Here is a 19,002-nt window from a genome sequence, read left to right on the forward strand (position 1 = left end):
AGGGCCGGGGTTTCATCCCGTGCCCCCGAGAGGCCCAAGGGCACGCGCAAGGGGCCCCCAGGTCAAGCCGACCCCCAGGCTGGAAGCCCAGCGCCCCACGCTGGAAGCCCAGCCCACGAAAGCTGGAAGCCCAGCCCGACTGGAAGCCAAACCCCTAAGACTCAGCCAACCTCTCCCCCGCACTCTGCGTCTTCAACGGAATCTGCTTGATGAACAAAATAGCCACCAACGCCAACACCGCCATAGGCACACCAATCAAAAACAGCTCACTAGTAGCAACCCCATAAGCACTGCGCACCACCCCAGCCACCCCCTCCGGCAGCTGCGACAAATTCGGCACCACTCCATGTCCCGACACCGGAATTCCCGCCGCGGCGAAACCTTCAGCCGTCAAAGTGCCGACGCGGTTCGCCAGCACCGCGCCGAGCACGCTCACGCCGATGGAACCGCCGAGGCTGCGGAAGAAGGAGATCGACGAGGTCGCTGCGCCGAGGTCTCTCGGCGGCACGTCGTTCTGCGCCACCAGGACCAGGTTCTGCATGAGCAGGCCGACGCCGAACCCGAGGACCGCCATGAAGCAGCCGAGCAGCACCACCGGGGTGGTCGCGCTGATCGTGCCGAGCAGGCCGAGTCCGGCGATGAGCAGCACGCCGCCGAGCACCAGGTGCGACTTCCACTTGCCGGTGCGGCTGATCAGCTGCCCGGAGACGGTGGACGAGATCAGCATCGCGAAGATCATCGGCAGGCTGAGCAGCCCGGCCTGGGTGGGGGTCTTGCCCAGCGAGAGCTGGAAGTACTGGGACAGGAACACCGTTCCGCCGAACATCGCGACGCCGACCAGGAAGCTCGCGGTGATCGACAGCGTCACCGTGCGGATGCGGAACAGGCTCAGCGGCAGGACCGGCTCCGGCACGCGGGACTCCACGACCAGCGCCGCGACCAGGATCAGCAGGCCGCCGCCGACGAGGACCACCGTCCACCACGAACCCCACGGGAACTGGTTGCCCGCCAACGAGGACCACACCAGCAACGTGGAGACCCCGGTCATCAGCAGGGCGGCGCCGAGGTAGTCCACGCGCACCTCCTTGCGCGTGGTCGGCAGGTTGAGCGTGCGCTGCAGCAGCACGATCGCGACCGCGGTCAACGGGACGCCGATGAAGAAGCACCAGCGCCAGCCGAGCCACGGGGTGTCCACGAGCACGCCACCGATCAGCGGTCCGGCGACCGTGCCGACCGCGAACACCGCGCCGAGGATGCCGGAGTACCTGCCCAGCTCCCGCGGCGAGACGATCGTGGCCAGGATGACTGGGGCGAGCGCGGTGAGCCCGCCCGCGCCGACGCCCTGCACGATCCGGCTGACCAGCAGCACGTCGATGCCCTGGGACAGGCCCGCGACCAGCGAGCCGACCAGGAACAGCCCGAGCGAGAGCTGGACGAGCAGCTTCTTGCTGTAGAGGTCGGAGAGCTTGCCCCACAAGGGAACCGTGGCCGTCATGGCCAGCAGCTCGGTGGTCACCACCCAGGTGTAGGCCGACTGCGAACCGCCCAGGTCGGAGATGATCCTGGGCAGCGCGTTGGCCACCACGGTGGAGGCGAGGATGGACACGAACATGCCCATCATCAGCCCGGACAGCGCCTGGAGCACGACGCGGCGGCCGGGCTCCCGGTGCTCCTGCCGGGGCGCCGGTGGTGGCGCGGTCGCGGTGCTGGTCATGAGTTCCCCCTGGTTGGTCTGTGCGCGGGCACGGGCAGCCCGGCGCCGAGCGAGTCGATGGCGGCGCGGATCAGCTCGGCGGCCGGTCGCCGTCCGCCGTGGTGCGCCCAGAGCTTGATCGCGGACTTGACCGCCGCGCCGAAGGCGGCGAACAGCAGCGCGGGGTAGAGGTCCTCGGTGCCGTGGAGGCCGGTGCGCTCGGCGATCGCGTCGATCATCTTCCGCTCGCCGCTGAGCTGGCCGGAGACGACCCGCGCCATCAGGGCCGGGTGCCTGTCGACGATGGCGAAGCGGCTCAGCCACTCCTCGCGGTTCTCGTCGAAGAGGACCAGTTCCTCGGACATCATCCACAGCAGGGCGTCGAGTGGGCCGAGGTCGGCGGGCGCGTCCAGGAACCGCCGGACGAGCTGCTCACCGCGCTGTTCGGACTCCGGGTAGGCGACCAGGATCGCGTCCTCTTTGGACGGGAAGTAGTTGAAGAACGTCCTCGGCGAGACGCCCGCCTCGGCGCTGATGTCCTCGGCGGTGACGTTGTCCAGCCCGCGCTCGGCCACCAGGCGCAGGGCGGCCTTGGCCAGTGCCCGGTGCGTCTCCAGCTTCTTGCGGGCGCGCAGGCCCATCCCCTGGTCGGTCGGTGACATGCGACCACGCTAGCAAAAATCTTGCAGTCTCTGCACAGTTGCAGTCTCTGCACGTTTGTGCGGCCGCGCACACGCGCAACGGGGGCACCACCGCGCGACCCGCGGTGGTGCCCCCGTTGCGAGGACTGGGTGTTCGCCTAGTTCTTGGACGCCTCGAAAGCCTGGATGACGTTGCTCGGGATACGGCCCCGGTCGGAGACCTCGTGCCCGTTCGCCTTGGCCCAGTCGCGGATCGCGCGGGTCTCGTCCTTGCTGCGGGTCGAACCGGCCCGGCCCGGCGCGGTGCCCCGCTTCGCCCGGCCGCCGACCCGGCGCGCGGCGTCGACGTACTGCGCGAACGCGTCCCGCAGCTTCGCCGAGTTCTCCTCGTTCAGGTCGATCTCGTAAGCGACGCCGTCAATGGCGAACTCGACGCGCGAGATGTCCTCGCTACTGGTTCCGTCCAGGTCATCAATGAGCTGGACGATGGTGAGCTGAGCCATGATGTGCCCCCGTGAAGGTGTGGTCAGGTCGGGTTTGGCCGGTTATGTCGCCCCGTTGGGCGCGACAGTAGCAAATAACCCGCGCGGGGTTCGACATAGCCCGTCCCGCTTTTGCGCCGGGCGCCACCGTCGCATTCACGGACACGGCACCCGCCCTGGACCGTCGTCCGGGGTCAACCCCGTGGTCACGGCGTTGCGCACCGGCTGGGCGTCGGCCCTGATCGAAATGTGGAGGAAATCCCTCAATTGATTAGCGCGGCGGGCGCGCCGGACCCCGACCCCGTCTCACGTTATGTCACCTTGTCGCGATTGCGGGCGGCCCCGCAATCGCAACAGCGCGGCATAACGCCTCAGCCGAAGAACCTGCGCAGTTCGTCGAGGACCGCGCGCGGCTGTTCCTCCGCGAGGTAGTGACCGCTGCCCGCGACCTTGACCACCCGGAAGTCCGTCGCCTGTTTCGGCAGGACCTGACTCAGGCCATCGTGGCCGAGGCTGCCATTGACCAGGCCGAGCAGTGGGACGGACACCTTGGGATAGCCCTTCACGTCCTCGATGTCCTGGTTGAACGTCTGGTACCAGCCGTTGCCGCCGCGGATCGCGTCCGGGGTGGCGTAGGCCCGCGCGAACACCTGCCGCGCCCGTTCGTCCACGCTGGCCTGGTCCACGAGCATCCGGCCGAGCATCCAGTCCAGCATCTCCCGGGACCGGCCGCTCACCAGCTGCTCCGGCAGCCCCTCGACCTGGTTGAAGGCGAACCACCACAGGTGCGCGGCGCCCTTGGGGTCCGGCAGCAGCGTCAGCTGCCGCAGGCTCTCGTCCGGGTGCGGCACGTCGAGCAGCGCGAGCCTGCGCACCGCGGCCGGGTGGTTCGCGGCGAGGCTGTGGGCCACCATCGCGCCGATGTCGTGCCCGGCCAGGTTGACCTTGTCGTGGCCGAGCCTGCCGATCAGCGCGTGGATGTCGGCGGCCATGGTCTTCTTGTCGTACCCGACCCGCGGCTTGGCCGAGCCGCCCATGCCGCGCAGGTCCACCGCGATCACCCGGTAGTTCTTCGCCAGCTCCGGCATCACCTTGCGGTACTGCCACCAGGTCTGCGGCCACCCCGGCAGCAGGACGAGCGGTTCCCCCCGCCCGCCGACGACGTAGTGCAGCCGCGTGCCGTTGACGTCCGCGTGCTCGCTTCGGAAGTCCCCGGGCAGCGAGCGGGCGAGCGCGCCGTCCGACAACGCGTCCGGCGTGCCCGCACCGGTGCTGAGCACCAGCACGGCCGCGACGACTCCGGCCTTGAGGCGTAAGGACCAGCCCATACCGACTCCTTTAATAGATCGATCGTTCCAGAAAAAGGGCAGCACAAAGGACGCCCGGAGTATCAGTTGAGCAGCGTCAGCGCCTGCTCGACCGCGTCGGTCAACCGGCGCCGGTTGCCGGTCCTGGCGATCACCTGGAGGCCCTGCAGGAAGGTCACCAGGAACCGGGCGATGGCTCGCGGATCGCGGTCCCCGGCCAGCTCGCCCTGGCTCTGCGCCCGGATCAGCCCGCCGGTGAGCGCCGTCTCGATCGCGTCGTGACTGGCGTCGACGCGGCGCGCGGCCTGCTGGTCGTGCGGCAGGCACTCGACCGCCGTGTTGGTGACCATGCAGCCCTTGCGTTCCTCGTCGGCGAGGGCGTTCTCCACGAAGGACCGCAGCACCGCGCGGACCGCGGGCAGCGCGGGCCCCGACTGGGACAGCGCGGCGAGCGTGGTGCCGTCCATGCCCTCGCAGTAGCGGTCGAGGGCGCTCAGGTACAGCTCGTGCTTGCTGCCGAACGTGGCGTAGATGCTGGCCCGGCCGATGCCCAGGTGGTCGACGAGGTCCTGCATCGAGGTGGCCTCGTAGCCCCGCCGCCAGAACAGCTCCATCGCCGCCCGCAGCGCCACATCGGGGTCGAACTCCTTGGTCCTGCCCATGACGCAGACTGTAGCAACTCTGGAACGCTCGGTCCAGTAACCCTCGCACTCCGCCGCGCTTATTCCCTGAACGGGTCGTTCGGGGCGTTGAGGTCCCTGAACGGGTCGTTCGGGGCATCTAACGCCCCAAAGGCGAAGTCTCATTTGGTTGCATAACTGTGACCTGCTTCAGACGCCGCGCGGATGTCGCCAGGAGCTGGGTTGCGCACGTCGGCCGTTCTTCACTTCTGAGGCGGACGAGCTTGGCTGACTGCATCGGCCAAGGCCACTGGCGCAACGTCCTCGTTACGCGTCACGGGGTAGGTCAGCGTCGTCAGCCGAGCCCACAGCAGCCGATCAGCGGCTGTTGCCTCGCCCTGCCGTTCCACCGTGATCTGGTGATCAGCCACAGCGGTGGCGAGTCGCAGCAGGGCCGACTGGGCACCTTCGAACGTGAGATCCCCCGTAAGTTGGCGTACGCGGTGCACGATCTGTTCGAGGCGTAGGACGACCCGCGACCGAAACGTCAACGCACGCCCCTTCCAGCGCTCGTATTCAGCGACGGCATCACACCGTTGCCGCTCGGTGATCACACCAGCCTGGAAGGCTGCTCGGACCTCGCGAAGTTCAGCGTTGCGGTGGGCAAAGGTGATCTCGATCGTGCGATAGATCGACTTCAAGACGCGATGGGTCTGGATGACGCGTTCGTCAGTGATCATGGCCCGCCAGCGGGTGACGTCCGGCGACCGTAGTTCGATGCCGATCAGCTCTTCGGCTGTGATGTCATCATCAGGCTCATATGGCAGCCGCATGCCTTCTTCCTTCAGGCTTCAGCCGTTCCGGGTGCAGTACCTGGCGCCGAGTGGCCAGGAGCGCGATAGCGGCGTTGGTCCATGAACTCGATCAGCACATCATTTGCCGAATCGTCTCCGGCGTCCACATTGGACATGAACAACGCGAACAGTGCGCGGGCGGCGCTATCCTGGCAGTCGATCACTGGCTCAGCGAGTCGGCTCTGCGTGCTCGGCTTGTCGAGTGGATGGCTGTTCATCGCGCACCCTCTGGGAAGTTGCGCAGAACGCCGAGGCAGCCAACGCACGGTCGGCCGGACGGTGCTGACATGGGCAATGGTTCGACAATGTGCCCGCACAGGGCGACATAGCGCCCGGCGGGCTGGCCCTTGTGGAACGACGTGTCGGTGACGTGGTGCTCCCGCCCGTCGTACCCGCATGTGATCGCGTTGGCATAGATCCGCTTCTGCGGCTCCAGCGGCCTGGAAGCCAACAAGCGCTGCCGGGTCGGGATCGCGCGAACTAGGTCGATGAGAGTCCACGTACCGGTTGCGAGCGTGACGAGCGCCAGCGGGGCCAACGCCCACCATCCTTCTTGCGTCATCGCAGCCCCTCGCAGAGTGGATGTCCAGGCGGCGCCATAGGGGAGTTCGGAGCCATCGGCCGTCGGACACGGTCGGGCATCCGTGCCAAGACGGGTCATGCTCGACTAAAATCAGCGTGTCTCAGGCGCTCATTTCGTCGCCAGGTCGCGCCGGGGACACGTTGGGGACACTCCGAGGCCAGGCAGTTGGGAAGGGGCGGTGAGATGACAGCCAGTGATCAACGCGAGGGCTCTCCGCGTACGGTTCTTGAGCTAAAGATCCGCCAGCGAAATCAGACACTTGCGGAGTTCGCCACGGCCGCCGAAGAGTTCGCACGCACCTTCGGAGAACCGGGTTCGATCAGCGAGCGGCACTTGAAGCGCTTGATCGCTGGATGCAAGTCGGACGGTTCTCCGGTCGGTCGGCCTCGTCCGGCCACGGTGCGGCTGCTTGAACGAATGCTGGACCTCACCATTGATGAGCTGCTATCTCCGCCCGACACGCTACGGCGGGCCGACACTGGGGACGTGGAGCTAAAGCAGCAGTTGAGCGCTGCCCGCCGAGTGAATGCCGAAATCCTGACCTTGATACACGACCAACTCAACACCGTTCGTCACCTTGATCGACAGTTGGGCGCAACCACGGCGCACGATGAGGTAGCGATCAAGATTCGGCAGCTCATGCGCCTACGGTCACATAGCCTGACTCCGAGAATTCGTGAACGACTCGCGGCACTGCTTGCCGAGTTCGGCACGCTTGCTGGGTGGCAGGCGCTTGATATGGGCTCCGTGGCTAACGCGTGGCAGTTCTACGAACAAGCTAGAGACGCAGCCCGCGAAACCGAAGATGTGGCATTCGAAGTACACAGTGCCGCCGAACAAGCCTTCGTTTTAATCGAGGTCAACGAGGCAGCGTCCGCCGTTGAGCTGCTGCACAACGCCGAGCGGCGCGGCCAACGTGTCATCAGCCCCCTGCTCCAATCCTGGCTTGCAGCCGCGCACGGCGAAGCACTCGCGGCAGACGGAAAGCGATCGGCAAGCTTGCGTGCTTTCGACCGCGCATCGACGCTACTGCCGACAGATGTATCCACAATGGACGGGCCATTTGTGGTGCTCGACCCTGTACATCTCGCGCGATGGCGCGGGCATGCCCTCGCGCGCATCGGCGAACCGGAAGCGGTCGACGTTCTTTCATCTGCACTGAATTGCCTTGACCCTACGTTCACCCGAGCTGAGGCGGGACTGCGGGTCGACTTGGCAACAGCTTTCCTGGCCATGGGCGAGCGCGAACAAGGCCGCGCACACGCGGCTCGTGCGCGTACGTTGGCAGCCGAGATCGGATCGGTGCGCCAGCAACGGCGGATTGCCCAGCTCCGCGAACTGGCGAGCTAGCCATCGACTGATTGTCTATGGCAAGCAACGCTCTGTTTCTAGCCGCAGGACGAAAAAGAATTACTTCTCCAAGAGAATTGAATATCGATCCCCGCCGTCGACTTCCTGCCATCCGAATCAGCCATTAGCCATTTTCTTGGACTGGAGAAAACTTCGAGCAAGGTGGTCAAAACGTTTGACCGGAGACGCCAAATCGTGACCAAGTTTACTTGACTGCCCCATGCCGGTCGGGTAAACCAAAAGAGGATGCTAAAAGCGTCCAGCGGTTCGGTCACTAGCTCAGCTCTAGGAGTTGGGCAGCAGTGATAATTGTCGGCTTCGGCCGTTCACTTCGGTGAGACTCGCATGCGGGTGGTGTCTTTGATGTTTATTTACAACCGCAATAGGTTGGTGGCCGAACCGCCCTTATTGGAAGCCATCAAGAAGTTGGAGAACAGATCATTTGCCACATATTTGGCAAGAGTGCAGGCGCACAAGAGGATAGTCAGACTTAACGCTTCATGGAACACTTCACTAATTGCCCTAGCTACGTCAACGACCATCGCATCGACCGGCCAGCTGGTTGAACCCAAGATGTATGGCAACGGCGGGAACGCCCTGATGGTCGTTTTGTCAGTTTTCTCTCTGGTTGTCTCATTGGTGGTGTCCAGCGTAAATTACGGAGCTCGGGCACGATCAATGGAAGCTAGCTATAAGCGCATCCAGCAAATCTCACTCATGGCGGAGCGCCTACCTGTGATCGCAGTCGCAGAGAATCTGGCGCAGCGCTACATTGAACTCCAAAAAGAGTACGAGATCGCCATAGAATCCTCAGAGAACCATGCTAAAGGCGACCACGATCGCGCAACCGGGACGCTGACAAAAGACACTATTAAGAACTTCTTCCTAGACGTTCTCCCGTATCTCACCCTCTCAATCCCCGTTCTCCTGTTGATCCCATTTATTGGCTGGTTCTTCAATGGACTCTGAAACCGCTTCCTCTCTATTCAAGAGACTGACCAGTCAAGAGAGTTTGATGTCGACCTTTTCAGAGCAAGTCGAAAAGAAGTCGGCACGTGGTCGAGACGGGGTGTCTCCTGCGCTGTTTAGGGAGAATCTAAATTTCTCCTGCGAAGAGCTTTCGCGAAAACTGCGGTCGGGAGAGCATGAATTTACTCAGTATCGCGAGTTGCTTAAGTCCAAGGGGGCTGGCAAGCCGCCGCGAGTCGTTTCGGTTCCCACGGTTCGCGATCGTGTAGCCCTACGTGCGGTGGCAGAGGTTCTAGGCCGCGTTTATCCGGAATTCAAAGGATCTATTCCGCAAGCTAAAGTTCAGCTTGTAAAAGAGGCCCTCGAACTGGGTACTTATGATTCATTTATCCGGCTAGACGTCAAAGAGTTCTATCCCAATATTTCTCACGAAAGAGTGATTGCGCGCCTGCGTTGGCGAGTGCGAAAGAAGGAATTACTTTCGCTGATTTTGAAAGCTATCAAGACGCCCACTGTTCCTGATCGTGCGAAAAAGAAGGTTGAGCTTCAAGGCTCTGGCGTGCCGCAAGGATTGGCAATATCGAACATCCTAGCAGAGCTTGTAGCGAGGCCAATCGATGTCAAAATGCAAGCAGACGAGCGCTGTTTTTATGTACGTTTTGTCGATGATGTGCTGATTCTGTGCCACAGCAGCGATGTGGATAGCCTCAAGAAAAAGGCGGGCAGACTATTTCAGAAGGAGCACCTAGAAGTACATGATCCGAATGAGCGAGGCGGGAAATCTGGTGCGGGATCGATTTCCGAAGGCTTCGAGTACTTAGGGTATCGATTTTTCGGCACCAAGATTTCAGTGCGTTTTGCGAGCGTACATAAAGTCGAGTCATCATTGGCGCGCGCTTTTACAAGGTACGCTAAGTCTTCATCAGGAGAGTCTGAGAGGGTTGCGCTCGCCCGGTGCCAATGGAAAGCTAACCTAATTATCACGGGATGCATATACAAGAATACGGCTCGCGGATGGGTGTTCTATTTTCGGCAGGTGAACGACCTGACAGTTCTAAAAAATCTTGACATGACAGTGAAGAGATTTGCAGCACGGTTCAACTTGCCGGATACCCTCAAAGTCAAGACCTTCATGCGGACGTACTGGCAAATACGGTCAGGGCAACATGCCCTTTCCGGGAATTCATACGTGCCGAACTTTGATCTTATTAGTATCGATGAGATGAGGGTGATTCTTTCAGAAGCTTTTGCCTATCGCAATATTGAGCTTCTTTCCGATAAGGAAGTTGAGTTTCAATTCAACCGGCTTGCCGGAAAGGCGATCGCTGAACTTGAGGAGGATATAGGAGATCTTTCGTAGTCGTTGCGGCGAATCAAGTTGGATATGGCCAATTGCCGCAAGGATCTAGGGCGCCACTCTGCGGCGGACGTCGCAGTTCGCCAACAGAAACTCCTGGCGACCTACTCAGGCCGTAGGCTGCGCCCTGTGTCTGACGAGCATGGGTCGTGGAAGACGTTCGGTGAGCGGCTGGTCTATGACAACCGGTGGGTCAAGGTTGGGTTGACAGACGTTCAGGCGCCGAACGGGGAGCGCTGGGAGTACCACGTGGTGCACCTCGCGCGGATCGCTATTGCGCTGATCGTGAACGACCAGGATGAAGCGCTGATGTTGTGGCGCTACCGGTTCGCCACCGAGCAGTGGGGGTACGAACTGCTCGGCGGCATGGTCGACGACGGGGACGACTCAGCAGGGACGGCCGCGCGGGAAGCCGCCGAAGAGAGCGGCTGGAAGCCGGTCGGCGCACCCGAGCACCTTGTGAGCTTCGAACCGCTGCCGGGACAGGTCACGGCGCCGGTCGATGTCTATCTGTGGCGCGCGGCTGAGCATGTCGGCGAGCCAACCGACACCGAGGAAGTCGGGCGGGTCGAGTGGGTGTCGCTGTCCCGCGTGAACGAACTCGCGCAGCGCCAACAGCTACTTGGCTCCGGCACGCTGGTGTCCCTGCTCTACTACCTGAATTCACGCCGAGCGTGAATCGCCTGGCAGCACAAGCCGTTCGAGCCGGTGCCGGAGCCTCACGGAGCCGACCTGGGAGATGATCCGTCGGGCCTGCTGTGCGTAGGTCCGGGCGGCTTCCCGGTCGCCAGCGGCGCTATAGGCGGTGGCGAGATCGACGTAGATCGCGGCGCTTGCACGGACGAACGACGGTTGGGTGTCTGCAATCAGTCCTTCGAGGTGGCCAATCGCTTCTGGCGCACCAAGGTGAACGAGCGCGTTGCCGCGCCAGCGTTCGAGGTGAGTACCGCCGAGGAAGAGAAACGGTAGTTCGGGGTGAGTAACCTCGGTTGGTAGCAGCGCATCGGCTTCGTCGAACGCGCGCAACGCTCCATCACGGTGCCCGGCGATTGCGTGGGCTTCTCCCTCTGCGGCAGCGAGCCACGTGCGCAACAGGCGCGGCGCGTGCTCACTGATCGACCGTGCTTCCGCGAACAGCGCAAGCGCGTCGTCGATGTTGCCCGCGTCGATCAGCACATACGCCTGTTCAGCGGTGGCGTGGGCTAGCAGAGCTGCCGATCCGGACTCCAGTGCAGCGGATTTTGCGCGCTCGTAGTGTGTCCACGCCTGATTGAGCGAGCCGATATCGAGTGAGGTCCATCCGGCCAATGTGGACGCTTCGACAAGCACCGCCGCCAGCGGCGCACGATCGCGCCGCAACAACGTATGCCGCAACAGGTCTTCCACCTCGGTGATGTGGCCGCGCAGCCGATCGAGCCGGACAGCTGATCCGAACCGGCGGTCGGCATGTCGGACGCTATCGACCTCCTGACGGAACAGCGTGATGGTTCGGGCATCGACACGCTTGGCGATGATCAGCCGTTCGGTCAACTCCTCGCCGAACGCGGTGTCATCGGACGGGAAGCCAAGATCGGTGTCCGTGCGGCCGTAGATCTCGCGCAGGACGGCGCGCATCGGCGCCTCCGGCGTGACGTGCCCGTTCTCCCATCGGGATATGTCGGTCTTCCGGCTCGCGATGGAGCGCACGGCCAATCCATGCGCAAGGGCGCGGTCGTTGATCGCCCGTGCGAGTTTCTCTTGACCCCAGCCAAGCTCGACTCGTGCGGCCTGCAAGGGCGTTGCCGCAGTCATGATGACCGGTCCTGATAACGGCATCCATCTGCGGAAATAACACGAGTTAACACGGGATGTGTCAACCGCTGCCAGCTCCCGGCAGGCGCGAAGATGCCGTTTCGTTGAGGCATGGCACACGAAAGCAACGAACTCCGAACGGCCAATGAGGCCGAACGGGAAATGGGGTTTCGGCTAAGCGCCGCGATTCCCGTCACGCCGCACCAGTCCGGTGATATCTGTCTGAAGGTCGACAAGCTGTTCGGTGATCTCCGACAGCCGACGCTCGATCACGGCCAGGCGGGCCGACACGGCGTCCTCCATGTCTTCGCGCGGCTGTCCCAGGCTTGGCGGGATGCGCCCGTGCAGCACGGCCGCCAGGTGTTGAGGGTGCAGCCCGAGGGCCACGGACAGCGCCTCAAGGGTGCGGTCACTGCGCTTGCGCTCCACCGTGTGGTTCTGGATCTCGCGGACGATCGCCTGGGAGACCTGCGAGCGCTCGGCCAGTTCGCGTTGTTTCCAACCGAGCTCAAGGACGCGCTCGTTGATGGTCTTCGCGACCGCCGCCCAGTCTTCCGACACCCATTCCTCCGTGGTCCGCCTCAGCGCCGAGATTAGCGCTTGACGCGATTCCGCGGCGCCCCAATCAGGCATGCGTCGCGCATTTGGACCCCTCTGCGCATTCGCGCGACTAAATCAGCTTGTTTTTCTCGCTGAAATCAGCGAGTCGACTTAAGGACTTATCCAATGCAGAAGAAAATGCCCGACGCCGGTGGTCCGGCGTTCTACACGGTGGCCGACGCGGCGTGGATTCTCGGCGTCCACCGCAAGCAGCTCAATCGCGCGATCCGGGTCGGCGTCGTGCGTACCGTCCTGCGCCGTTCGCGGCTCGTGATCCCCGCCGCCGAGTTGCGGCGGGTGCTCGACAGGGGTGCGCGATGACCGACAACGACGAGGAGTTCTCCGACAAGGTGGCGGCCGATTTGGATCGGTTCGCCGACACGTCTACCGGCGAGCTGTGGGATGTGGTGTCGCGGGACGGGTTGTGTCAGTGGCTCTACACGTCCGGGGATGCGCCGGATTGGTCCGGCGACGACCGGGCGGACCGGCTGAGAGCGGCGCGGATCTGTGCGGGGTGCCCGGTTGCCGCCGAGTGTCTGGAGTGGGAGTTGCGCACCGCTGGCTACGCCACTGCCGGGATATGGGGTGTGCTCGACGCGGAGGATCGGCGTCGGGTGTTCCTGTCCTGGTCGCAGCGTCGGGGCGGGGGTGAGCGGCAGTGACGTCGATGAGTGTCACGACATCTCAGCTGGTTGCCGCTGGCGTGGTGTTGGTCGCGTTGTTCGTGTTGTGGTTGACCGTGGTGCGCAAGGCTCGTGCGGCACGGGAGGCGGCTCGTTCGAGTGTCCGGCTGTTGTCGTTGGCGGGGCGGGTGTTCTTCACGGCGGCGTTGATTGTGGCGGTTCAGTGGGTGGTGATCACGCATCCGGGGCGGAATTTCTGGACTGTGGTCGCTGCGTTGGGGTTGCCCGCGTTGCTGGCTGCGTTCGTGTTGGTTCGGGCGTTGACCGTCACCGCGCTGGATGACCGGCGGGGTGGTCGCCGATGACCTCCAACGTTCGGTCTGTCCACACGGGACAGAGCCAGGCTGTACCGCTGTCACGGGTAGAGAAGCTGGTCGCGGACGCGGCGGAGGCCGCCCGGCTTCGCGCCTACCAGACCCACCCGGATGTTATCGCTCTGCGGGTGGAACGTATCCGTGCTCAGGTGGATCGGTTGTGTTGGTCGGGGATCGTGCTGGGTTTGGCGTTCACGATGTCCAACGTTCAGCACTTCGCCGCCGCTGGATCGGCGTCCTGGTCGCTGCCGTGGTTGGCGGCGTGGTTGCTTGATCCGACGGTGTCCCTTGTGCTGCTGGCGATTCTGCGAGCGGAGCAGGTGACCGCCCGGTACCAGGTGGCGACGGGGCCGTGGGTGCGTCGCGCGAAGTGGTTCACCCTCGCCGCGACCTATGTCATGAACACGTGGTCGTCGTGGGCGGTTGGGTCTGTGGCTGGGGTGGTGCTGCATTCGGTGCCGCCGCTGGTGGTGTTCGTGGCCGCCGAAGCGGTCACCGACGTGCGCGACAAGCTCACCGAAGCCGTGCATGTCGCGTTCACCGATGCCGTGAACCGGACGGGCGTTCATGAACCGGCCGCGCCCCGTCGTGAACGACCAGCTCGACGGGCGTCGTTTGCCGACTACCTCAACCAGGCGCGGCAGGCGTGGACACCGGGCATCGAGGTCACCCCGGCGTGGGTGCGTTCGGTGACGGACTGCTCACGAGGGCTTTCGCCCCGCCTGGCTGCCGCCCTGGCAGCCGAAGTCGCCGGGGGTGCGCCGTGAACACCCCTGATGACAACGAGGCCGTGAACGGCGACGTGAACGCGTTGGTGCCCAAGGTGTTCGAAGCCGAACTCGTCCGCGACACCGTGAACGGTGAGCCGGACGAGCTGGGTGAGCCGGTTCGGGCGCGGCCGGTTCGAGCGATGTGGGCGTGGCTGGCCGCGCGGTGGAAGCGAGCGGTCCGCGCGGTGTCCACGTCGGACAGAGCCCGCCACATGCGTGCGGTGATGGCTTATCGGGTGCAGAAGGCACCGGTGGATTCCTTGCGGCTGGTGTGGTTCGCCCTGCGGGGTACCGGGCGGTGGGTCGTGAAGGCGTGGACGTGGTTCACCTACGGCGACCTTCGCGCGGACGCCCGTACTGCCCGTGTCGCTGGTGATCCTGAGGCACGGCGGCAGGCTCAGGAGTTGATTCGTGCCGACGCGAAAGCGCGGTGGGCACGGTTCGGGATTGTGTTGCAGCGCAGCATGATCACGGTCGCTGTCCTGGCCGTGTTGGGTGGGTTGTTGTGGTTGATCGCCTCGTTCCTCGATCGCGCGGACATGTGGGACTGGCTCGCGACCGTCTACGAGGTGATCGACACCCTGTGGCTGATCACCGCCACCACCGGCCCCTGGCTGACCGTGGCCGGAGTAGTCGGGGTGCTTGTCGCCGCGACCTGGGAAGGCAGGGACACGTCTCCGGGTGCGGGCTGGTTGGTGCGGCCCGAGCGTGAGGACGCGGATTCGTGGGTGGACGAGCGGATGGTGTCGAAAGCGTTGGCACACTTGGGAATCGCGCCACTGACCCAGTTCTTCAAAGGCGGCGGAGCGCTGCATTACACGATCGCCGCCCGCAAGGACGGGGACGGCACCGCAATGCAAATCCGCCTACCAGCGGTCGGAGTCACCGCCGATCACGTCGCGGACCGGCGGGACCGGCTGGCCGCGAACATCGGACGGGCCACGCTGGAGGTGTGGCCGACCATGGGCGATGAAGCCTGCATCCTCGATCTGTGGATCGGCGACAAGGGCGCGTTGTCCAGTGGTGCCGGGGAATGGCCGTTGCAGCACGACGGCACGGTGGATGTCTTCGACGGTGTCCCGTTCGGCCTGTCCCAGCGTGGGCTGGTCATCAACGCGCCGTTGATCGGCGCGAACTGGTTGGTCGGTGGCCGACCCGGACAGGGCAAGTCCGCCGCCCTGCGGACGCTGCTGCTCGGTGCGGCACTCGATCCGACTGTGGAGTTGTGGGTGTTCGTGATGGGCGAGTCTCCGGATTTCGACCCGTTCACACCGCGCCTGGCCCGCTACCACATGGGCATGGACGACTCGGTGGCCGAAGCCGCCGTGAAAGCCCTGTCGGACCTGTTGGAGGAGATGGAACGACGCGGCAAGGTGCTCGGTGAGCAGCTGGGCCGTCCGCCGAAGGTCTCCCGCAAGCTCGCCGACCGGCGCTCACTCGGGCTGCATCCGCTGATCATGGCGATTGACGAGTGTCACGAACTGTTCCAACACGAGAAATACGGCAAGGAAGCGGCGGCACTCGCTGTTCGGTTGATCAAGCGCGGACGCAAGTACGGGATCATCCTGCTGCTGGCGACCCAGTCACCGACCAAGGACAGCATCCCCCGTGAGGTGACCCGCAACGTCATGTGCGGCATGGCGTTCAGCGTCGCCGATCAGGTCGCCAACGATGGGTTGTTGGGGTCCGGCAAGTACGCGGCGGGTATCCGCGCGACTGAGTTGAGGATGGGCAAGGATCGCGGGACCGCCGTCGCGGTTGGCTTGACGGACAACGTGTTTGAGTTGGTGCGGACCTTCTATATCCCGTTCGAGGACGGGACCGACATGGTGTCCCCGGTGATCGCCCGCGCACTGTCCACAATGGAACAAGCCGGGCGTGAGATCACGGCGTCAGGCCGGTTGGAGATCGAGGCCGCGCCGGTCGATCATCTGGCCGACATCGCGCACGTTCTCGGCGGTGACACCCGCGCGAGGACTCAGGCGGTGCTCGGAAGGCTCGCCGCGCACAACCCCGAGGTCTACGACAACTGGAGCTTCTCCGACCTGAAAGCCGAACTGGCCACGCACGGCGAACGGCCGCGCAAGATTCGCGGACACATGTACGTCATCGCCAACGAGGTCTCCCGCGCGATCACCCGACGCGAGAGCGAAACAGGTGGGGAGACACCGGGGGAGGCAGTGGGGAGCGGGGGAGTTCTCCCCACCCGGCTCCCCCGCCAAACTCCCCCACCTGACCAGGCGAAACGTGGCAGGGGGAGGCAAACCCGCACCGGAGAGACACCACCGCAAACCCCCCAGAAACGCGGTATCCCGACCCAACCCGGCAGCCTCCCCGATGAGGAGATCGGGGGTGCCGATGGCGGCTAACCGAGCCAGATGCACGGATGAACAGACCGCACCCGCACTCCCCGCGAAGGAAGATCATGATGGACTGGCTGAGCCGATCGATGGTGAGGGACTGGAGTACTGGCGTCGGGCGTGCGCCACCATGCCGCCCATGACGGCCGAGGCGATCGAGCGGCTTGCCGTTGTCCTCCGCAGGATCGACCAGAGACGCCGCACCCAGTAAAGGACGACACAGAGAAGGGGACCTCCACGCCCGTGGAGGTCCCCTTCTCTGTGTCGTGTCTCTACTCAGCGGTGCCGCTGGGGTCTTCGGGGTCGTCGAACGTCAGCCGCTCGCGGTCGAAGACCCGTGCACCGGTCCGCGCGGCTGGCTTCAGGTACAGCACGTTCTTCTCCAACGCCGATGTCAGCATCGTCCGCCTCTCGCTGACGTCACCGTCGTCCCACTGCCGCGCGACCTCCTCCGGCGGCTGGGCCTCCACAGGGCCATCAGCGTTGCCGCCGGAAAGTTGATCCCGTTCCGCACGCAACCGCGCCAGATCAGCGGCCAGAGGCTTGTTCGCCCGGTCGAAGGCATCCAAGCGGATCTCACGTAGCCCGAGGCGTTCCGACAACGCCTCCTGAAGCTGTTCACACTCGCCGATCTCCGCACGGAGATCGGCAAGCCGATCGGCTACCCGTGCCCGAGCAGCGGCCACGGCCGAGGCGTGCCGGGAATCGGACTGCCGCGCGATCACCAACAGCCGCAACTCATGATCAATCGCGCGCCGGTCGCCGTAGACCTTGCCGCACCCGCGCCGCTGCTTGTTACAGAAGTACACCGCGCGCCGCTCCCCGGTGTCCTTGTACACGGTGTCTTTGGGGGCCGCTGACAACTTCATCCTGCACAGCCAGCACCGCAGAATCCCGGTGCCGATATAGCGTTCGCCGACCACCCGACCGCGTCGCCGCGCGGCGTAGATCGCCCGTAGCCGCTCGAAATCCTCCGGGTCCACGATCGGATCGCCTTCCATCCGACCGACCAGCTTCCCGTCATGCTCGATCAACCCGGCATTCATCGGCCGCGACAACACAGACTTCACTGTGACGGCGATCCACTCACGCCCCAACGCCGTGCGCAGCCCAGCCGCGTTCCACTCGTTGGCGATCGTGCCTTGGCCGATCCCCGCCAACTGGGCATCGGTGCCCTCCCGCAGGGCCGTCCGCTCCCGCTCGACCTGATCGGCCGTGACGTCGGGGCGGTCCTTGTCCGTCTCCTCCGGCCCAGGGACCCATGCCAGGTCCTTGCCTGGCCACCCGAACCGGCGCGGGCCACCGAGGTACCCGGCGCCCTGTTCCCTCTTGGTGGCGAACCGTCGCTTGATCCTCCGCGACGTGTCATCCGAGGACTTGCATGCTTGGGCGACCTCGATCCGCAGAATGAACCGGTCGTCCGCCCTCGACAGATCCCGCTCACCATGCGCCGAGTAGATCTTGAACCCGCGTTCCCCGAGTTCGATCAACTTCTCCAAGTCGCGCGGCTGCCGGAACAACCGGTCGGTGTGCCAGACCACGATGCCGTCCGACTCGCCCGACTCCACACGCTCAAGCAGCCGCTCCCACCCCGGTCGCCGGACGCTGCGCTTCCACGCTGACAAGCCGTCCTTCAACTGCTCGCCCAGGCTCGCGCCGATCCGCTCGATCACCTTCCGGTTGTCGGCCCACTGCGTGTCGATCTTCTCCAGTTCACCCGTCTCCGGCACCCGCGACAACCGGCCGTAGGAGTCCAGCACCAACGGCCGATCGCCACCCTGACCTGCGCTAACATCGCGTTTACTGCCCATGTGACGAGGTTATGACAGCAAATGAGACCTCGCCAACGCGTCATTGGCGAAGTGCCTCGTTGAGGCTGGGCAGGCTTCTGGATCGCGCGCTCACCCTGCCCCCCGTAGACCCTGGTTGAACAGGCATTCTTTGGTCAGCCCACGCTTCTTCAGCTCTCGATCTCCGCATCCGGATTGCCCCGAACGACGCGTTTGGGGCGTTGGGTTCCCCGAACGACCCGTTCAGGGCGTTAGCGGCCCCGAACGACCCGTTCAGGGCGCTCAAGTGCCTGAATGACTCGTTGAGGTACTTGAGCGCCCTCAATGACTCATTCAGCACGTAAGCGCGGGGAGGGGGTTAGACGGCGCGGGGGTCGGGGGCGCGGTGGCGGGAGCGGCGGGATGGGCGGGCGAGTTGTTCGGGGATGGCGTCCTGCCACAGGGCGGAGACGGTTCGCCGCGACTGGTCGGCCTGGCGGTGTTCCTGGACGCTGCCGAGCAGTTCGAGGAACCGGTCGTGGGCGTTCTGCGGGTCGAAGCCGTCTGCGGCCAGGGACGCGCGCGCGGCGCGCAGGGCGGTCGCCACGGGATCGGAGTCCGGAGTGACGGAGAGTCGCGACTCGGTCTGCGCGGCCACCGCCTCGAACTCGACCGCGATCAGCGCGGCAGCGGCGAACGGCAGCGGTTCGGTCGGGAGGCGCTCCAGCCCGGTCAGCGCGCGTTCGACCGCCCCCGTCAGGGCTTGAAGTGCGTCGTTCGTTACCACCCTGGCGATCCTAGGGGCGGGCGCACGAGCACCGGGGGCAGCGCGGCGCGATGATCACCCATCCTGGACGAG

Annotated in this window: 21 protein-coding genes; 9 read left to right on the top strand and 12 right to left on the bottom strand. The window is 64.5% G+C overall.

Features of this window, described 5'->3' with window-relative positions:
• Nucleotides 1–154: 154 nt before the first annotated feature.
• From NLX83_RS37310 to NLX83_RS37345, 8 genes are all read right to left on the bottom strand, one after another.
• Nucleotides 155–1,714 (bottom strand): MDR family MFS transporter, encoded by a 1,560-nt coding sequence (locus NLX83_RS37310; protein WP_254239994.1) that lies wholly within the window; start codon nt 1,712–1,714, stop codon nt 155–157.
• Nucleotides 1,711–2,355, bottom strand: a complete 645-nt coding sequence (locus NLX83_RS37315) for a TetR family transcriptional regulator (protein WP_254239995.1) — start codon at nt 2,353–2,355, stop codon at nt 1,711–1,713. Before NLX83_RS37315 ends, NLX83_RS37310 begins: the two co-directional genes overlap by 4 nt.
• A 137-nt stretch (nt 2,356–2,492) precedes the next feature.
• Complete coding sequence (locus tag NLX83_RS37320; RefSeq protein ID WP_254239996.1) at nt 2,493–2,837, bottom strand: histone-like nucleoid-structuring protein Lsr2; 345 nt, start codon at nt 2,835–2,837, stop codon at nt 2,493–2,495.
• A gap of 350 nt (nt 2,838–3,187) precedes the next feature.
• Entirely contained in the window at nt 3,188–4,144 is a 957-nt protein-coding gene (locus NLX83_RS37325; RefSeq protein ID WP_254239997.1) for an alpha/beta fold hydrolase, read from the bottom strand.
• A 62-nt stretch (nt 4,145–4,206) separates the two neighbouring features.
• A complete protein-coding gene (locus tag NLX83_RS37330) occupies nt 4,207–4,785 on the bottom strand; it encodes a TetR/AcrR family transcriptional regulator (protein ID WP_254239998.1) in 579 nt (192 codons plus the stop codon).
• 221 nt (nt 4,786–5,006) lie between these two features.
• Nucleotides 5,007–5,576, bottom strand: a complete 570-nt coding sequence (locus NLX83_RS37335) for a hypothetical protein (RefSeq protein ID WP_254239999.1) — start codon at nt 5,574–5,576, stop codon at nt 5,007–5,009.
• 11 nt (nt 5,577–5,587) lie between these two features.
• Nucleotides 5,588–5,815 (bottom strand): hypothetical protein, encoded by a 228-nt coding sequence (locus tag NLX83_RS37340; protein WP_254240000.1) that lies wholly within the window; start codon nt 5,813–5,815, stop codon nt 5,588–5,590.
• Nucleotides 5,812–6,159 carry a hypothetical protein gene (locus NLX83_RS37345; RefSeq protein WP_254240001.1) on the bottom strand — a complete coding sequence of 116 codons (348 nt, stop codon included), beginning with the start codon at nt 6,157–6,159 and terminating at the stop codon, nt 5,812–5,814. Before NLX83_RS37345 ends, NLX83_RS37340 begins: the two co-directional genes overlap by 4 nt.
• A gap of 204 nt (nt 6,160–6,363) precedes the next feature.
• On the opposite strand from NLX83_RS37345, the gene NLX83_RS37350 reads away from it, so the two are divergent.
• The 4 genes from NLX83_RS37350 (at nt 6,364) to NLX83_RS37365 (ending at nt 10,534) form a co-directional block, all read left to right on the top strand.
• On the top strand, nt 6,364–7,530 hold the full coding sequence (locus NLX83_RS37350) for a hypothetical protein (RefSeq protein WP_254240002.1): 1,167 nt from the start codon (nt 6,364–6,366) through the stop codon (nt 7,528–7,530).
• 345 nt (nt 7,531–7,875) lie between these two features.
• Nucleotides 7,876–8,499: an SLATT domain-containing protein gene (locus NLX83_RS37355; protein WP_254240003.1), complete on the top strand. Its 624-nt coding sequence runs from the start codon at nt 7,876–7,878 to the stop codon at nt 8,497–8,499.
• Nucleotides 8,489–9,859 carry a reverse transcriptase domain-containing protein gene (locus tag NLX83_RS37360; protein WP_254240004.1) on the top strand — a complete coding sequence of 457 codons (1,371 nt, stop codon included), beginning with the start codon at nt 8,489–8,491 and terminating at the stop codon, nt 9,857–9,859. Before NLX83_RS37355 ends, NLX83_RS37360 begins: the two co-directional genes overlap by 11 nt.
• 126 nt (nt 9,860–9,985) lie before the next feature.
• Nucleotides 9,986–10,534 (top strand): NUDIX hydrolase, encoded by a 549-nt coding sequence (locus tag NLX83_RS37365; protein WP_254240005.1) that lies wholly within the window; start codon nt 9,986–9,988, stop codon nt 10,532–10,534.
• On the opposite strand, the gene NLX83_RS37370 is transcribed toward NLX83_RS37365, so the two are convergent.
• Nucleotides 10,520–11,647: a tetratricopeptide repeat protein gene (locus NLX83_RS37370; RefSeq protein ID WP_254240006.1), complete on the bottom strand. Its 1,128-nt coding sequence runs from the start codon at nt 11,645–11,647 to the stop codon at nt 10,520–10,522. The two genes, NLX83_RS37365 and NLX83_RS37370, sit on opposite strands and share 15 nt — an antisense overlap.
• A gap of 174 nt (nt 11,648–11,821) precedes the next feature.
• Nucleotides 11,822–12,208 (bottom strand): helix-turn-helix domain-containing protein, encoded by a 387-nt coding sequence (locus NLX83_RS37375; protein ID WP_254240007.1) that lies wholly within the window; start codon nt 12,206–12,208, stop codon nt 11,822–11,824.
• Nucleotides 12,209–12,373: 165 nt separating this feature from the next.
• On the opposite strand from NLX83_RS37375, the gene NLX83_RS37380 reads away from it, so the two are divergent.
• From NLX83_RS37380 to NLX83_RS37400, 5 genes are read left to right on the top strand one after another with little or no spacing between them, the layout of a single operon-like run.
• Entirely contained in the window at nt 12,374–12,568 is a 195-nt protein-coding gene (locus NLX83_RS37380) for a helix-turn-helix domain-containing protein (protein WP_254240008.1), read from the top strand.
• Nucleotides 12,565–12,909, top strand: coding sequence for a WhiB family transcriptional regulator (locus NLX83_RS37385; RefSeq protein ID WP_254240009.1), 345 nt, complete (start codon nt 12,565–12,567; stop codon nt 12,907–12,909). Before NLX83_RS37380 ends, NLX83_RS37385 begins: the two co-directional genes overlap by 4 nt.
• Before the next feature lie 5 nt (nt 12,910–12,914).
• Nucleotides 12,915–13,235 carry a hypothetical protein gene (locus tag NLX83_RS37390; RefSeq protein WP_256565043.1) on the top strand — a complete coding sequence of 107 codons (321 nt, stop codon included), beginning with the start codon at nt 12,915–12,917 and terminating at the stop codon, nt 13,233–13,235.
• The gene (locus NLX83_RS37395) at nt 13,232–14,011 is read left to right on the top strand and encodes a hypothetical protein (protein WP_254240011.1); all 780 of its coding nucleotides are present in this window, start codon (nt 13,232–13,234) and stop codon (nt 14,009–14,011) included. The genes NLX83_RS37390 and NLX83_RS37395 overlap by 4 nt, the downstream gene beginning before the upstream one ends.
• Nucleotides 14,008–16,383 (top strand): FtsK/SpoIIIE domain-containing protein, encoded by a 2,376-nt coding sequence (locus tag NLX83_RS37400; RefSeq protein ID WP_254240012.1) that lies wholly within the window; start codon nt 14,008–14,010, stop codon nt 16,381–16,383. Before NLX83_RS37395 ends, NLX83_RS37400 begins: the two co-directional genes overlap by 4 nt.
• Before the next feature lie 263 nt (nt 16,384–16,646).
• Here NLX83_RS37400 and NLX83_RS37405 read toward each other — a convergent pair whose 3' ends face one another.
• Both NLX83_RS37405 and NLX83_RS37410 read right to left on the bottom strand, forming a co-directional pair.
• The gene (locus NLX83_RS37405) at nt 16,647–18,185 is read right to left on the bottom strand and encodes a recombinase family protein (protein WP_254240013.1); all 1,539 of its coding nucleotides are present in this window, start codon (nt 18,183–18,185) and stop codon (nt 16,647–16,649) included.
• A 337-nt stretch (nt 18,186–18,522) separates the two neighbouring features.
• On the bottom strand, nt 18,523–18,930 hold the full coding sequence (locus NLX83_RS37410; RefSeq protein WP_254240014.1) for a hypothetical protein: 408 nt from the start codon (nt 18,928–18,930) through the stop codon (nt 18,523–18,525).
• Nucleotides 18,931–19,002: the final 72 nt, after the last annotated feature.

Origin of the sequence: Allokutzneria sp. A3M-2-11 16 (assembly GCF_024213555.1) — a bacterium.
Lineage (GTDB): Bacteria > Actinomycetota > Actinomycetes > Mycobacteriales > Pseudonocardiaceae > Allokutzneria.